Below are 17,026 nucleotides of genomic sequence, written 5' to 3'. Positions count from 1 at the left end.
GTAGTTAGTAAATTTACTATCCCGGAGCTTTTATGTGTTTCGAGTAATTCGAACACTAGTAATAATTCATAATAATTAACGCATGATTTCATCAATCACTCTTCTTTTCTTCGCTACCAAAAGGCACATACTTAACTTTTGTATCTGCTGGTAAACCTTCATATTTATTGAATAGTGTTTGATATTTCTCGCTGGTTGGCGTTGCATGATGTAAATAATGTTCAAATGGCAGTTTCTCCATCGTATAGAAATCCTTATCTGGATGCTCTTTTACTTCTTGTTTCAAATTCGCGATTCGCGTTTCATTTTGATAGTGAATATAACAAAAACCACTCAAATAAACAACACCAAATATAATTGCAATTCCCACAATTATATTACGCCACAACGCATGCATGACGTTGAGTTGAACAAGTAAAATCAATAAAATGATGCTATAGATTACATATACAGTATAAAAATTCCTTGGACCGAGTGGTGATACAATGACTAAAGGTGCACTTACAAGTATAGTTGAGGCTAGGAGTAAATATAATGTATAACGTACTTCCTTTTGCCCGATCACTAAATGTATTGCATAAATCATTCCACCTAAAAATATAATACAAATCAAAGTATTAAGCAGATTTGCTATAGTGATTGAATGGAAATTTTGTAATTCGAATTTTTTATATATGAAAAAGTAATAAATAGGCAATATCAATAATCCTGTAACAGTCAGCCCTATTTTCACCTTGGATAAGCTATGCAGCACAGTACTGCGATATAGCATAACTAGCACCACAGCAATAATCATAGATAAAATCACAATTTGATTGAAAAAGACCCAATCTGGAATTGTCGTAGTTATCGTGTGGAATATTTTATCGACTAATCCTGTTTCACTCGATATATTCTGGTAACTGCTGCCTTCAAAAAATATTTTACGATAATTAGGGTTTAAAAACATAATCAATGTACCAGCCACAGATAATAATAAACCAACTATAAATTTAGGATTAATTTGTCGATAAAGTAATAAATTCAAACCTATGGCTAACACCAAAATCATACTATTAAAGAGTGTGGTATTTTCCATAAAAAATTGCCCAATAAAGCAAATAATATAAAAGACAATATTAGTTACAGGTGTAAGCCCTCTTCGTTCGAATAAAACTGTAACAATAAACCATAAAATGTACACCACACACAATGTTGCTGGGACATAATTATAAAAACCTGCAAACCATCCATAAGTTTGTTTGTATATCTCACTTGGTATCGTAACCATAAATATGAAAGCTATTAAATAATATAGTGGCTGTTTCGTATTATGAGTAAAACGAACAATAATATATATCATAGCCATGCTAATCAACGCGTAAGATATCCACCTAAACCAATCCAAACGAACTGCTACAGTTTCTAAAATATTACCCAAATAACGCCCATTTAAATTCGCATATTTTTCCTGCCACATTTGTACGCCATACTGACTATACCAATCCCAATCATCATGGGTTAATGGTAAAAAGAACGCCATAAAATAGTAAAATAAAAATAGTGCTGTAAGTGTCAGATACATCTTGTCCAAATTTAGTGATTTCATATTAATTTACCTCATGTTTATTTAAATTCGTCTTATGTATAATAAATAACGGTCTCTGTTTCACTTCATAATAAATTCTACCTATATATTCGCCAATAATACCTAGAGAAGTCAGCTGCACGCCGCCTAGAAATAATATCGCAAAAATAGTAGTGAAATAACCAGCCGTAGACACACCATAACTCAGTGTATAAATTAAATTGAATGCAATATAGAGAAAGCTCATCAAACAACTGAATAATCCCAAATAAATAATAATACGTAACGGTCTATTATTAAAGGAAATCAGTCCATCTATACCATAATTTAACAATGAACTAAATGACCATTTAGACTCTCCTTCTTCACGTTGTACATTTTGATATTCAATGACTTTAGGCTCAAAGCCAATCCATGCAAATAATCCTTTTGAAAATCGATTGTATTCTCCTAATTTAACAACCTCTTTAACGGCACGCTGACTCAATAACCTGAAATCTCCTATGCCATCCTCTAAGGTAACATCTACCATTTTATTAATCATTAAATAATACATTTTAGACAGATGCTTACGTAACCAACGTTCTCCAGTTCTATCCCTTTTAGCCACCACTTGATCTTCGCCATTTCTAAAATCTACAATCATTTGCGGAATCAATGAAGGCGGGTGCTGTAAATCTCCGTCTATGATTATCAACGCCTCAGCTTCCGTACTTGCTTTCAAACCTGCATACATCGCTGACTCTTTACCAAAATTACGTGAAAACGAAATATATTTCACTCTACTATCTAATTCAGATAATTGTTGAATTATTGTTAATGTTTGGTCTCTACTTCCATCATCCACGAAAAGTAATTCATATGTATAACCGTTAATATAACTATCGTGTTGCATAATTTCTGTTAATTTATCATAAGTTTGTTTAATTACAAACGCTTCATTAAAACATGGAATCAATATTCTAATCATTAAAACGGTGCACCTCTTTGAATTATATTTATATAAAATGTATTATACAATATAACAAATCAGAATGTACTATATATTTTGTACATTCTGATTTTATCGAGTGCGCTATGTGTATTTTATTTTCGCTTTGGTAAACACTAACAGCCATATACTTTTATTCATCGTAATCAAACTAATTTATATCTTTAATATTGTATACTTCTAATTTTAATATACCATTTATAATGGGAATTTTCAGACTTTTAATTCTAAAACTTATTTTTCTTAATTTTATAATTATGAAACCACTATCTTTTAACATTTAAAACAAAAATTATACATTTAAGAATTTAAGAATTAAAACACATCCCTTGTTATTTTAATTTCACTTTTGTTAACTAAAAAAATAAAAGCAGCAAATATAAATAACACCAAATTAAAAAAATGGTAATTTACTATTTGCTGCTAAAATTAACTATATGATTTTCCAATATACTCTTATTTATATTCTTCAACCAATTCTTTATAAAACTTACTCAACGCTTTGTTTTCGGTTTCTTTAAATTGTTGGTCTGGGCGTAGGTTCGGGTCTTTACCAGTATGATCTTTTGGTGCAAATCCTGATGCTAAAGTCACATCATCTTTACCTTCAAATTGGTATTCGTAGACCTTGCCCTCTTCAGTGAAAATGTATTTTGTCACTGGCTTACTTAAGTCTGCAACTTCCTTATAACCTTCTACATTAGAAAGGTCTTCCGCTTCTTTATCAAAGCCTGATTCACCATCTTTAGGTGTATAGGCAACGGCACCAGTTACAGCATGCAAATCGAATGCTTCAGGTCCAGGTTTGCCTGTATTATTGATTTGTATTTCTCCTTTTTCCGTACCCGCATACCAATCACCATCAGAAATACTACTTGTACTAAAATAACGATTGGAGACTGCCTTACCGTCTTCTTTTTTATCTTCAGCTAACCAATCTATCATTTCTTCTTTTATTTTCTTCTGCTCTTCATCAGAAATTTGAGTTTTATTTGATGTTTCGTTTTCACTGGACTCTTGCGCTACTGCTTCTTTTCCAGAATGATTATTTGTCTCATTTTCTTCATTACTACAACCCATAAGTAACGCTGTACAAATAGATACCATTGATAATACTTTAATATATTGTTTCATAAAACAAAGTCTCCTTTTTCAAAGGAAAACCGATATACCTAAGTTATAAAATAAATTACAGCTTAGGTATCAGTTTTAATTATATTTAATCTTTTTGAATACCAAATTCATCTACTAATTCTACGCTACGTTGTTCACCTTTACTGATGTCACCGCGTAGTTGATAAATTTTAACTTTCAATTGATCGCCTTCAACTTCATATACTGAGAAGTTTTGAGCTGATGAATCTCTGTTATTTTCATGTTTATCTTCAAATGCGTCTGTTTCTTGTGGCTGCTCGCCTAGTTTGAATAGACTGTTGTAATGATCTAAATCTTTCTGAGTTAACCAGCTTAATTCTGGTCTAACCTTTTTAATGTGCTCTAATGAACGGTCATAAATACTATCATATTCTTTCGTACCACCAGTGTTAGGTAACACATAAACTGAACCTTCTGGATCGTCATAATATTTCACGCCATCTTCGCCAACGAATTGTTCAGTATCTTCTTTCTTCGCGTTCACAAAACTATTTTTCGTAGATGTGTGTTCTAAAGGATGTGTACGTGATAACACATGGTCATGTCCTTGTAATACTAAGTCAACGTCAAGATCATCAATTTCTTTTGTTAATTCGTCTCTTACTTTCTTCACATCTTCATCTGAAAGTGCATGATATGATTTAGAATACATTGGTTTGTGTAAGTTTAAAACAACCCATTTTGCCCCATTGTCTCGCGCCTGTTTAATATCTTTCTTAATCCATTCCATCTGTTCATCACCGATGGCTTTTTCATCTGGATTGTCTTTTGATTTCTTATTGTCGTTTGTATTCGCTACTACCATGTGTGCCCCATTATAATCAAATGAATAGTACGAACCGCCATTTACTGCGTCATTTTCTTTTGGTACGTTCATGTGTTCATTGAATTTATTCAATAATTTTTCATCTTCTTCATTTAACGCATACTCATCATGGTTACCTGGCGCTGCAGCAACTGGTAACGACATAAATGATGGTCTAGATTGTTTATACAAGTCTTTCCATTCATCTTCAACTTCAGCAGTTTCTACAAAGTCCCCTGTATGTAGTGCGAAGTTAGGATCTCCTGCTGTTTGGATTGCGTTTTTCAATGTATCAGCACCAAATGCTGCTTCATTTCTTACGTTCTCATTCCAAAAAGCATTTTGCGTATCTGTGTATTGTACAAAGCTAAATGGATCGCCTTTATCACCGGAAGTTTTGAACTTACCTATTTCACTTTTCTTCCCACTTTCACTACCCACTTTGTAGTAATATTGTGTATTCGGTTTTAAATCTTTAGCTTGTGCTTTGTATGTATATTCTTTTTCTTTGATTAAATCTGTTTTACCGTGCTTGTCGCCACTCGTCCACTCAGGGCCACCTGCATTTTCATCGGTGTAATAACCATTCACTTTAGGTTTGCCATTTTTTTCAATAGGTTCGCCTTCATCATCTTTGGCTACATCTTTATAGATGATATTGCCATCTTTATCTCTTTCAAGATACTTAGAGTCTACTTTTTTAGGTTTTGCATCAAATGATTTTGCATCTGAAAAATCTTTAGATTCTGAAACCCATACTTTAGAATCTTTGAACTTGTCTGTTGTATACCAACTAAAACCCATTTCTGTTTTAGTATCACCCTTTAAATTTGTAATTACACGGTTAGGATTGTTGTTCTCTGGAACCTCAGCTACTTTAGGTTTTTTATCCAGTAATTCAATATCACCTTTTTTTTCCCCTTCTGTTGCACTACCTGCACTACCTGAACCACTTGCATCAGCTGTTGGTGCTGAAACTGTAGTAAATACTATAGCTAGACTCATTACAGTACTTACAGCAATAGAACGATACTTATATGCCATCACACGTACCTCCCAATATGAATTTTTAATGTTTCATTCACTATTCTAGCAATGTAATATTAATCTAAAGTTAATGCTATATGGATTTTGTAAATTTCAAATTACTATTTAATTTTATTTGGAGAAATTTTAAAAAACCAAATTATTCACTTTTATTTCCCCTTACCATCAACCAAACTTAATATTAATTTACGCTATCTTAACAATTCCTTTGAATTAGCTTTGTTACAATATAATTAAATTTGAAATTTAAAGGGGAATGGTTTTGAAGAAATTAACTTGGTCATTTATCACATCTATGGCATTAGCAACTACTGTCATAGCACCTAGTACACTTCACGCAACGACAGCAGAGCAGAGTCCGAAAGATACAAAAGATAGTTCGACAAAAAGTATAGAGATTCACGATATCCAAGGCGAAGGTCATCAATCACCTTACGATGGCAAAAAAGTAAACAACATAAAAGGCATTGTTACATATCAATATGAATTAAATGGTGGTAAGTACTTACATATAGAAACACCTGACGATAAACAGGATAATAACCCAAATACATCTGAGGGGCTTATCATTTATACGGGTAATCAAAATTACGACGCCCAAAAAGGTGACTTAGTTAATGTTACGGGCACTGTCGATGAATATTATATTGACGGTTATGGCGATAAACAAGAAACTGACTTACCAGTAACTCAAATTAATGCGCGTGACGATAAAGGTGGCAATGTATCTATTGAAGAAAGTAACCAAAAATTGCCCGAGCCGTATGAGATTGAAAAAGTACCAAGCAAAATTTCTGCAAACGATAACTTTCAAACCTTTGATCGTGAGCAATACGCAATTGACTACTGGGAATCGCTAGAGGGCATGCGTGTTGAAGTTGGCGATGTCCGAAGTGTTGGCCCACAAGAACACGGTGACCTTTTCACTGTTTTAGACGACCAACCTGCTGAAACTGACAATGGCGGTGTACGTTTAACAGAAAATGACCAGCATGGTGAACGTATTCCTTTTAAAATGTATGATAATAATAAAGCACGTGATTTTGATGTAGCAACAGGCGATAAATTTAAAGGTCCAATTATTGGTCATGTGAATTATGGATTCCAAAACTACAAACTAAATGTAGATTTAGATGACATGAAACAAGCACATGTCGAGGGTAATACTGAGCCACAACCAACTTCCATTGAACCGAGTAATCAAAAGCTCAATGTTGCATCTTATAATTTAGAAAATTTCTCTAGCAATTCATCATCTACAACAGAGGATAAAGCGGATAAAATAGCGAATGGTATCACAGAACACATGAAAAATCCTGATATTATCGGCGTGACTGAAGTACAAGATAATGATGGTCCAAAAGAAGGTGGACCAGAAGCTAATAAATCTTATGAGCGCTTAATTAAAGATATTGAAGAAGCTGGTGGTCCTAAATATAAATATTTAAATATAGATCCTTCAATGAATGAAGACGGCGGACAGCCTGATGCAAATATTCGTGTTGGTTTCTTATACAATCCTAAGCGTGTTCAATTTGATAAATCTATTGAATCTGGAGATGCGGACACAGCAGTCTCATATAAAGATGGCGACTTAACATTAAATCCAGGTCGCATCGACCCAAATAACCCTGCCTTTGATGATTCTAGAAAACCATTGGCTGCTCAATTTAAATTCCATGGCGAACAAGTCATCGTATTAGCGAATCATTGGAACTCTAAAAATGGTGATACACCGCTATTCGGTAGTCAACAACCACCTGTATTAGAAAGTGAAAATCAGCGTGTTGAAATTGCGAAGTCAGTTGGACGTTTTGTAGAACAAGTTCAAAAAGACAATCCTAATGCAAATATCGTATCCGTTGGCGATTATAATGATTTCCAATGGTCAAAACCGCTAAAAACATTTGAAAGCTTTAATATGAGCAATATGATTTACGATTTACCTGAAAACGAACGTTATTCATACAATTATCAAGGTAATTCGCAAGCACTTGATCACATATTCGTTTCAAATAACTTGAAAAACCATACAGAATTAGATCCAATTCATGTAAACAGTGATTTCACTGATATGTCAGGTCGTGCGAGTGATCATGATCCACTATTAGCTCAAATTGATTTAAAACAAGCCCGTAAAGATGAAAAAACTAAATAGGCACAAAAAATCGACAAAATCATAAGACTTTGTCGACAGAATGGAACGAGGATGCCATGCATCACTCGTTCTTTTTTATAATAAGACGTCATTGCTCAACTAAATATACTTTTTCAGAGTAACAACGTACACTATCCATTTTTCCCTCTAAAAATTCATTCCATTTTACATTTCTATTTAGCTCACTCTGTTCTTTTAAAATTGCTAACGGCACTTGTAAGTTAAGACAGCGACCAGAAATGTTAAACCGCGTGACACCGGCTGGGACAGTTTCTCCTCTATTGACGATTGTTTCGATTTCTTGAAAACCAAGCGGCTGATATTTCATCAAAATATGCTGGTTAGATACACAAGTATTATCACTCTGTGCTATACGTTCCACATCATAGGTTTGACTATAACTGGCAACGACCTTTGCCCACGCTTCTAGTTTCTGTTCTCCTAAATCTTCTACATATAAATATTGTTCGTTATAGCCTTTGCACATTGTAATAAATGGCGTGGTATTTTTAATTTCTGTCGTCCATGGCAAACTGTTATCTTGTCGCAAAGTTTCCCACCACTGACCAATAGCCACTTTATGGTTCCATGTACTAATTGAATATTGTGTCTCATTAATATCTTGCACTGGTACAACGCGACATCCAAGTGCCTTGAGACTCGTGAAACGATGCACACCGTCAATAACCATATATCTACCTGACTGTGTTTGTGTAACTAACACTGGATGTCTCATAATTTGTTCCGCTTCAATACTTTGCTTTGTCTTTTCTAAACGCTTTTGCTCAAATGTTTCGTGTAAGTCTATGTGTTCCACTGGTACAAGTTTTAATGCTTTATACATTTGTTCCATTGTAGTCCTCCTTATTGATCAGATAAATAGATAAATGTCGGATGTGGATGACTTAAAAAATCATGGTGAGAAATAGACCAACCATAAGCGCCAGCGTAATTAAATATTACGACATCCCCAGTTCTTACAAATTTTACTGGTGTTTCTTTTGAGAAAACATCTTTCGGCGTGCAGAGTTGACCGACGAATGTCACCTTTTCATTTGCGACTTCCATGCGTTCAAAGTGATAAGGGTTATGGTTAATATGACATATTTCAAAAGGATGGTTGTGTTGCCATGACACTGGTAGTCTGAATTGTTGCGTGCCCCCTTTTAAAATAGCGTAATACGCATTATGCACTTGCTTGATATCAATGACTTCAGTCGCATAGTAACCGATTTGCGCAACTAAGTATCGGCCACACTCAAAGTTCAACGTAACGTCATTCATCGCTTCTTCATTAATGACGTCTTGAAAGCCTTCCACAAATTTCTGCCATTCGAATTGTTGATTTAAATCTGCGTAATTGACTCCGATACCTCCACCGATATTGATATGTTTCAGTGGAAATTGAAAAGCTTCTGACCATATTTTGGCTTTATGAAAATAGAGTCGCATAACATCTAAATGTAACGCTGCATCTAAGTTATTTGAAATAGAATGAAAATGAAATCCTTCTAATTTGATATGCGGTAGTTCAAGTGCAAGCTTAATTGCTTGTTCGACTTCATTTTCCGATATACCAAATTGAGTTGGGCGTCCTGCCATGTGTAGCGTCGCATTTGGAAAAGGTCCTGATAAATTCACACGTAATAAGACATCCATCTGTTTATTTTTGGTATCTAGGATAGCATTTAACCTTTTTAATTCGTATATACTTTCAACGTGAATGCGTTGAATGCCTTGATCGATGGCAAATGTTAATTCTTCGTCTGTTTTTCCTGGGCCACCAAAAATAATACGGTTCGCTTTTTTATGTGCTAAGCCTTTTTGTATTTCACCTTGAGATGCAACTTCAAATCCAGCAACGGATTCACTCATCGTTGCTAAAATGTCATCTTCGCTATTCGCTTTCATCGCATAATACATCTCACAGTTCTCTGGTAAGGACGACACGATTTTATGCATATGTTGACGTAATGCGTTTAAATCATATATATAATGACAAACAGGTGCGCCAGTTTGCTTTATCTCTTTAATTTTGTCGAATATTTGTGGCACGTTCGACTCCTCCTTTAAATGAGGTTAATTCTGATTTTAAGTTACGGTAGAGTTTGCCACGGTCGTCTCCAAGTACAAACGTATTAACACCACGTTGTGCCCATATATCTTGTTGTTCTTTATTTCTTGGTAAGGCACAAAAGTGTTTATTGTAATCACTTGTCACGTCATGCATGTAACGTAATGCTGATTGTACGACTTCACTGCTCGTTTCCCATGGCATGCCAAACGATTGCGATAAATCGGCAGCACCTTCAATAATCATGTCTAAACCTTCAACTTGTACAATGTCTTCTATGGCACTGATGCCCTCTTGATCTTCAATCATCGCCATGACAATAATTTTGTCGTTTGCGTTCGTCATGTAATCCGTTAATGGAATTTCACCAAACTTGGCCATACGTCCACCATTTAAACTGCGCATACCTTGAGGATAATAGCGACTTAATTCCACAATATGTTCTACGGTCGCTTTATCTTTAACATGAGGGATAATAATACCTCTTGCGCCCATGTCTAACACTTTGATAATATCTCGATCAATGACTTGAGTGACCCTGACAATTGGCGTGATTTGCGCTGCTTCAGCTGCACGAATTAAATGTTCTAACGTTTCATCGTTAATGGCAGCATGTTCAGTATCTATAATTACAAAATCGTAACCACTTGCTGCGATGATTTCAATAACAAGTGGATTCGGAATCGAATTGAAAATGCCATAGACTTCAGTGTCTTGTGCCAATTTATCTTTGAGGGATAACGTCATCATGATGAATCACTCCTAACGGGTTAGTTACGTGATGGATTCTTATTTCCGTATCCTCTAATAATCTTATTGTCGTTAATTTTTCTACTTGTATCGTTTTTTCAAACAAATCAAAGTGCTCATAATTAGGTAAGTCAGGATGGGTTTGACGATATTGCTTGATTTCATCGTATACATACATCCATTGTTTATGTTCACTCAAATTGTAGTGACGTTCAAAGAACATAATAATTTCAGAAATATTAATAAAGAAAAATGCGTCTAAAGTAAAGTCTCTAACAAGTTCCACATCTTCTGTTTCGATAAATGAATTACGATTAATTTTCTTATGTTCCTCTGGTGTGTCTTTTAATTGAGGATTTTGTGCCTCTGTACTTAGTAATCCACGTTTAAAACGCACACCATCATGAAAATCTTTAATTGCTACACGTGTTGGCCAACCGTCTTCATGAATAAGCATCATGTTTTGCGCATGTGATTCAAGTGCAATACCGTGATAATAAAGCATATGAATAATCGGTTGTACTGCAACTTTGATAAATTGTCTAACCCAAGCTGCTACACCATATTGTGCAATCCATTGCTGAATAATTGGATTTTGTCGTTGGTCTAAACTATAAATCGCATTAAACGGTATCGCATCTTCTGTTTCAGTTAAGTAACTGTGTAAGTTCTCTCGCCATATGACAGATACTGCACCATATATTGCTTCACGCTTTGATTCAGTTAAATTATCATTAATATAAGACATACCTAATATTTCACCTAAGAATACTGTTTTTAATTCCTTATTTAGATAGCTATCTTGTTCATGAATATGCTTTAACCAATCTGTAATTTGCGCTGCATTCTCAATCGTATGTGGCGCTAATACACGTTTAGTGGATGTATTCGTAATGCTTAAGGGCACTTTAATATAATATTTAGACGTGTCCACAGGTGATAATGTACGAATTGATTGTTGCGGTGTATAGTATTCTTCCGATTCGCCTAGTAATATAATTTCACCATTAATCCATTGTTCAGCAAGTTCACTCGCAATAATGTGATCAAATTGCCAAGGATGCACAGGTAACCACTCATAGTCTGCTAATGATTTATCTAATGCTAGTAGCACTTCTTTAAACTGCTGCACAACTTCATCACCTAATTGTTGTTGAAGTAAGTCTTGCGATTCAATATTTCGAGAGACAGTTTGTTCAATATAATGTTTGGGAATTGCGAGCCATTTCAATGTAAATGTCGGTTGGAAATCAGGGCCATATTGCAAATTATCTACAGGCGTAAAACCAAGGCGTGATTTATAACTTGGGTGATAAGGATGGCCTTCCATCGCATAAGATTCAAGTGCATCGAACGTTAATTCAACACTACCCGCAGTCATCTCTTTATATCGCATGGCTTGTGTATCTTTCAGCTCCGTTTGTAGTAATTCGTTGATAAACGCCTCAACTTTTTCATTGTTTTTATCAAATGTATATATGACTTCTCGTAACATTGTAGCGTAATCAACCGTTACTGCTGTATCGCCATCATCTGTGATTCGCCATACGGGTGACGTAAGTTCTAGCCTTTGAAAGCTGTCTAATTCTCTCACTTCAGCGCGATACGTTGCGTCTTCAGCTTCAATGGTAACTATCGAAGTAGCACCTTGTTGTGTCACCTCATATTGCACAACATCCTCGTATATAATAGAAGTTACAAGTTGATTCATAATGCGTTGCTTTACTTGTTGTTCAATATTGTGCATCATGTTGTCGTACCTCCTCTTCCATAAACATTGGGTTTGGTATATTGGTATAAAGTGGGTTATCGCCGCAATCTTTTATTTTGCTCATAAAGTTTGCTTTTGCTGAAAATGTTGGCCTTTCGTATAGGTCATCCACATAGACTTTCATTTGTGCTGATGTACTGGCGTCTTGAGACCAATTCAACAATTTATTGCGAACCGTTTGCCATAATGTCGTTTCACTGCCAACGCGTTTGCCCATTGTAGCGACCAAATGTCCTAAATGATTTACAATAATGTAGTATTTAAAACGATGCCACGCTGCTTCATTACTATAGACAACTGGACTATCGCTTTGTATTATATTGGGAATAATTTGCGCACGCTTTGCGATATCTTCTGCTATACATACGCCTTCCAAATCTCTGACGTAACATACTTCCGGATGGCCGTCTTTAAATTCAATTAAAGTATTTTGTACATGTGCTTCTAAACTAATGCCAGTTTCAGATAGTAATTCAAGCATTGGATATAAGGTGATGTCTAAGTATGCACTTAACCATTCCTCATCCGACAAACCGCTTTGAGTAATCAAGTCTCCTAACATAGAGTCCGGCTCATGTGGCATCGTTTCAAATAGACTCGCTAACACGTGAATTTGTTTCTCCGAATAATAATCTTCAATACCTTCACGCACGATCATTGCAGTATTTGCTAATAAATCAAAAGCCCCTGCTTCAGACGAATATTTCAATGCACGATAACCTTCTTCAAACATCAGTTTAAAATGCTTTGTTTCATAGTCTGTTTTTATCGATGCGATGACATTTGCAGCATCAATCGTTCGTTCTACTTGTTCATAATCATTCGTTCTTACGAAGTTTGTGATTTTGACATTTATCGGTAATTTCAGGTAAATGTTAAGCTCTTTTGAAAATATCGTGCGAACAGAAGACGTTGGATAGACATAATGTCCGCTGATACCGATGTCTTTAATTAAGCCGTCATCCATCCATTGTTTAAACTTAGCGTTATCTTTTAATACGGTTATTTGATATGGATGCAAGGGTAACAATGTATAACCGTCGTCTATGTCATCAGAATCTAACTGTGCCAACTGTAATACCAATTCATTTACTGTGGCAGCTCTACCTTCCACATATCGTTCTAGCATGATAGAACGATTAACTTGTATATAATACAGTTGAAATTGTGCGTGGCACTCTGGTGCATAATGCAATAAATCTTCTTCGCTAAATCCGACAGAACTTTTGGGTGTTGGATGAAACGGATGACCTAAATAAAGGGATTGTTCCGAAATAATATACTCATCTTCTGTTTGTTGTTGTTGCGCACGTGTTAAATAGAGTGCAGTGCGTTTTACACTATTGTTAATATCTTTATAAATATTGTGTAGTGTTGCTTTTAATCCGGTTTTATCTTCATCTCCTGTTTGTTGTTCGAGCATCTCAAACACGTGCTCAATCACTTCCATTGGTGCTAACTGTGAAGACGTGCCATTGTCTTGTGCACACATCACTGGGTGGTATGTGTGATGACCCATTACTGACCAATAATTAAATTTACCTATTAACGTTTTAGACGGCCCGAGCGTGATGTGCCACATGTTTTGCTCTGGCTGCGCATTGTACAAATTTTGTTCTCTAAAATATACATTCAATATACGTTCTACAGCTGCTTGTTCAGCTATTTCAATATTCTGATTACTTTGCACGTTTATTATTCAACTCCCATACATTCATTGTTAATTTATAATCTTTCACAGCGTTTAATTGAGATGATAATAAGACAACACAACTGCTTATAAATATGCCACCCATCACGATAAATGTAACCGTATGGTTATAGCTACTTGTAATCACAGCGCCTAACATACTGCCTGCAACTTGTCCTACAACTAACATACTGTTTGTGGAACCAACGAAAGTGCCTTTTAAATCTTGATGACATGCCTTAACAACGACATACATCACACTTTGAATTAATGCACTATACGTAAATCCTTGTATCATTCTAAAAATGATTAACATCCATAGTGTAGTGGACAGGCCTTGGAATATAACACTTAAGCCACAAATGAGTGCAGTGATTAAATAGACATATTTGACGTAGTTTTTATCATTTAAGCTTCCCCATAATGGAGCACTTAAAATAGAAGCAGTCCAAAATGCAGATTGAACAAGACCTACTGCCGCTTTATCATCTAAAAATGTCTGGTTGGCGCCAGTTGTTAAAGGGGCGAGTGCAGTCATCATGCCATACATCGCAAGATTGGCAAGCATACCAACAATAATGAAACGACATGTCACTTGCGAACACAGTAAACATTTAAATGATTGTCTTACACCACAACGTATAGGTTCTGGTTCGCTACTGTTATGCTGATGTGTAGTTTCTATAAGTAACTTAATACCTACTGCACAGACAATAAATGTCAAAATAGCAATCACTAACAGTAACGACTGAAATCCAACAATACTTGCTGCAACGCCTCCGATAAGTGGTCCCACAAGAGAGCCCGCACTAATAGAACTTTGCAATTTCCCAAGTACTTTACCACGCATTTTTTCAGGTGCTTCACTCGTCGCAAATGCATTAGAAGCATCTACGACACCGCCAAATAAACCTTGTAATAATCTGACTAACACAAACTGCAGTGGCGTCGTACAGAGTGACATCAATAATAAACAAACTGCTAAACCTAATAATGCACGGAGTACCATCCATTTTCGGCTGATTCTATCGCCAAGTTTGCCCCACAGCGGTGATGAAATCATCGTTGTGATAGCGGGCGCTGCAATTGCAATCCCACTCCACATTTGAATTTCTGTAACAGATAAATCCTTGAGCGATGCAATATAGATTGGCAACAAAGGAACGAGTACGGTCAGTCCAGCTATCGAAATAAACTGGCTCAGCCATAAAATGCGAAAGTTCCTATACCAAATCGCTTCACTGTTCATGACGCATCATTGGGTTTGGTATTGTCCCAATACTGGATGGCATGCTACCGCCACCTGATTCTTGTTGATGTAAAAGTGGTAAGAGTACGCGTTTAAAAGGCCACGTTTGCTTCTCGAACAAAATATGTTGCACTTGTGCTTTATCCACTTCCGAACAATCCATCTGCTGCACATGCTTTGAAAGTGATGATTTAATTTTATTCATTAACATTAGTTCATCCAATCCAAAGACGTGATGTAGCATATCTACAATTGCATATAAATTCACTGATACTGCTAATGTTTGAAAATATGTAAAGAATGTTTCTATATCTTCATTAATTAACGTATTTGGAGAATTTTTGCTTATCGCATATTGTGGAATATCAATGTTATTTTCATGCATCCACCGTGGATTAATACGTACTGTATCGTGATCTCTCAATATAAATTGATCCACGTGCCCTTCTTTAAATAAGATTAAAATATTTTGTCCATGTACTTCTGGTAAGACACCATTTTTCATAAATTTAAGCATAATATGAAGAAATTGATCTATTATCTCATCAAATAACACTTCTAATTGCTGACTTTCCATTTGATCTTGGGCTATGCCAAGAATATCTTCATATAATGTGGCATCATGTGCCGCTAATGCAGCCATCGATACGAGTTGTGACGATGGTGCTGTCACTTGCTTAGGATAACTTCTAATCTGTGTTGTCAGATGGCCTATTTGATCTTGGAATATATCTTTATCTGCATTAATAAACGATAGCCACTGCTTTTCATTACACAGCGCTACCTTATTTTCTAAAGTGCTGTCTTGAGATATAATTTCACTTAATAATTGTTCTGCCTTTTCACCATTTAATAAGTAGCGTGTCGGTGTTAATCTCAGTGCACCTAACGACTGCATTGAAAACGGTACTTTAATATGCTGAAACGGACGTTGAATATCAATAAGCGAGCGCATAGATGATGAGGGTAGAAACTCGCCGAACTCATAATCTAATGGCACAATGATGTGCGCTGCGATTTCTGCTTGAAACATTTCGGGAATCACATGTGTCATTTGCCAAGGATGTACAGGAAATACCATATACGACTCTGAATCTAAGTCTGCTGACTCAAGTGTGTGTGGTAATATATCCTCGTCTTCGATTGCTAATGCTTCATTGAGTAAGCTTTCGTTTAAATACTCACTCTTTAAAATGTAATCACGATGTATCGCGACCGTTTTTAAAGAAAAAGTTTTAAAGTATTCGGGTTGATATTGTTGATAATCTGATTTACCTAAACCACGTTTTTCTTTAGCTAAAGGATGAAATGGACGATCCTTTAAACTCGCAAACTGTTCTGATTTGATAAAGGGATGCTCTGATAAGGTTAATCCTGCCAATTGCGCTGTTAACTGATCCATCGCAACTTCTAGCCCTTCTCGAAAACGTACTGTATTCAATTCATGGCTCGATGGTGCATTCATTTCAACTAATGCATCCCATAACCCTAAAGCATTGATCGCGTGTTGTTCGTCATTGTCTTTTACAAAGACGGTCGTTCCTTTTAATCTATAAATATTTAAACCACTATGATAAACAGGTATATAGAGCACCTTATCTTCATTGCCATATTTCAATATCGTATCTGAAGCGATTTGCAATGCTTCACTTTTTGTCAGAAGACCGAAGACATCTTCAAATAATAGACCATCCACTAGATCTCTTAAAATAGTAGTGTGTGCATGATTTTGTTGATGATTCGCTGTGACTTCTATCACTGTACGACAC

12 protein-coding genes are annotated in these 17,026 nt (G+C 35.6%); 1 reads left to right on the top strand and 11 read right to left on the bottom strand.

What is annotated here, in order from left to right:
• Positions 1–91: 91 nt before the first annotated feature.
• From PYW44_RS00650 to PYW44_RS00635, 4 genes are all read right to left on the bottom strand, one after another.
• Positions 92–1,588 (bottom strand): DUF6056 family protein, encoded by a 1,497-nt coding sequence (locus PYW44_RS00650; RefSeq protein ID WP_021338975.1) that lies wholly within the window; start codon positions 1,586–1,588, stop codon positions 92–94.
• 1 nt (position 1,589) lies between these two features.
• Positions 1,590–2,537 (bottom strand): glycosyltransferase family 2 protein, encoded by a 948-nt coding sequence (locus PYW44_RS00645; protein WP_115075927.1) that lies wholly within the window; start codon positions 2,535–2,537, stop codon positions 1,590–1,592.
• A 477-nt stretch (positions 2,538–3,014) separates the two neighbouring features.
• Entirely contained in the window at positions 3,015–3,692 is a 678-nt protein-coding gene (locus tag PYW44_RS00640; RefSeq protein ID WP_021338977.1) for a hypothetical protein, read from the bottom strand.
• 85 nt (positions 3,693–3,777) lie between these two features.
• A complete protein-coding gene (locus tag PYW44_RS00635; RefSeq protein WP_107515890.1) occupies positions 3,778–5,562 on the bottom strand; it encodes a purple acid phosphatase family protein in 1,785 nt (594 codons plus the stop codon).
• A gap of 259 nt (positions 5,563–5,821) precedes the next feature.
• Between PYW44_RS00635 and PYW44_RS00630 the strand changes: the two genes are divergently transcribed.
• Positions 5,822–7,723 (top strand): endonuclease/exonuclease/phosphatase family protein, encoded by a 1,902-nt coding sequence (locus tag PYW44_RS00630; protein ID WP_370444978.1) that lies wholly within the window; start codon positions 5,822–5,824, stop codon positions 7,721–7,723.
• Positions 7,724–7,811: 88 nt separating this feature from the next.
• Here PYW44_RS00630 and sbnI read toward each other — a convergent pair whose 3' ends face one another.
• Genes sbnI through sbnC form a run of 7 tightly spaced genes read right to left on the bottom strand, consistent with a single transcriptional unit; the run spans position 7,812 to position 17,016 of the window.
• Positions 7,812–8,576, bottom strand: a complete 765-nt coding sequence (sbnI, locus tag PYW44_RS00625) for a bifunctional transcriptional regulator/O-phospho-L-serine synthase SbnI (RefSeq protein WP_107515888.1) — start codon at positions 8,574–8,576, stop codon at positions 7,812–7,814.
• A gap of 11 nt (positions 8,577–8,587) precedes the next feature.
• On the bottom strand, positions 8,588–9,778 hold the full coding sequence (locus PYW44_RS00620) for a type III PLP-dependent enzyme (protein ID WP_069812893.1): 1,191 nt from the start codon (positions 9,776–9,778) through the stop codon (positions 8,588–8,590).
• Entirely contained in the window at positions 9,753–10,547 is a 795-nt protein-coding gene (locus PYW44_RS00615) for an HpcH/HpaI aldolase family protein (RefSeq protein WP_069812891.1), read from the bottom strand. Before PYW44_RS00615 ends, PYW44_RS00620 begins: the two co-directional genes overlap by 26 nt.
• Positions 10,522–12,294 (bottom strand): staphyloferrin B biosynthesis protein SbnF, encoded by a 1,773-nt coding sequence (sbnF, locus tag PYW44_RS00610; protein WP_236593612.1) that lies wholly within the window; start codon positions 12,292–12,294, stop codon positions 10,522–10,524. The genes PYW44_RS00615 and sbnF overlap by 26 nt, the downstream gene beginning before the upstream one ends.
• Complete coding sequence (locus PYW44_RS00605; protein ID WP_115075924.1) at positions 12,281–14,008, bottom strand: IucA/IucC family protein; 1,728 nt, start codon at positions 14,006–14,008, stop codon at positions 12,281–12,283. The genes sbnF and PYW44_RS00605 overlap by 14 nt, the downstream gene beginning before the upstream one ends.
• Complete coding sequence (locus tag PYW44_RS00600; protein WP_107514886.1) at positions 13,998–15,257, bottom strand: MFS transporter; 1,260 nt, start codon at positions 15,255–15,257, stop codon at positions 13,998–14,000. Before PYW44_RS00600 ends, PYW44_RS00605 begins: the two co-directional genes overlap by 11 nt.
• Positions 15,247–17,016, bottom strand: a complete 1,770-nt coding sequence (sbnC, locus tag PYW44_RS00595; RefSeq protein ID WP_069812883.1) for a staphyloferrin B biosynthesis protein SbnC — start codon at positions 17,014–17,016, stop codon at positions 15,247–15,249. The genes PYW44_RS00600 and sbnC overlap by 11 nt, the downstream gene beginning before the upstream one ends.
• Between the last annotated feature and the right edge of the window lie 10 nt (positions 17,017–17,026).

This window comes from Staphylococcus equorum, assembly GCF_029024965.1.
In the GTDB taxonomy this organism is placed as follows: Bacteria; Bacillota; Bacilli; order Staphylococcales; family Staphylococcaceae; genus Staphylococcus; species Staphylococcus equorum.
Note: the sequence above shows the minus strand (reverse complement) of the source record. Positions and strands in the feature narration are given on the sequence as shown.

Excerpts from the sequence above, each read along its gene's own strand:
- PYW44_RS00635 (WP_107515890.1), bottom strand. The coding sequence starts at position 5,562 with ATGGCATATAAGTATCGTTCTATTGCTGTAAGTACTGTAATGAGTCTA.
- PYW44_RS00630 (WP_370444978.1), top strand. The coding sequence starts at position 5,822 with ATGGTTTTGAAGAAATTAACTTGGTCATTTATCACATCTATGGCATTA.
- PYW44_RS00640 (WP_021338977.1), bottom strand. The coding sequence starts at position 3,692 with ATGAAACAATATATTAAAGTATTATCAATGGTATCTATTTGTACAGCG.
- PYW44_RS00645 (WP_115075927.1), bottom strand. The coding sequence starts at position 2,537 with ATGATTAGAATATTGATTCCATGTTTTAATGAAGCGTTTGTAATTAAA.
- sbnF (WP_236593612.1), bottom strand. The coding sequence starts at position 12,294 with ATGCACAATATTGAACAACAAGTAAAGCAACGCATTATGAATCAACTT.
- PYW44_RS00615 (WP_069812891.1), bottom strand. The coding sequence starts at position 10,547 with ATGATGACGTTATCCCTCAAAGATAAATTGGCACAAGACACTGAAGTC.
- PYW44_RS00600 (WP_107514886.1), bottom strand. The coding sequence starts at position 15,257 with ATGAACAGTGAAGCGATTTGGTATAGGAACTTTCGCATTTTATGGCTG.
- sbnI (WP_107515888.1), bottom strand. The coding sequence starts at position 8,576 with ATGGAACAAATGTATAAAGCATTAAAACTTGTACCAGTGGAACACATA.
- PYW44_RS00650 (WP_021338975.1), bottom strand. The coding sequence starts at position 1,588 with ATGAAATCACTAAATTTGGACAAGATGTATCTGACACTTACAGCACTA.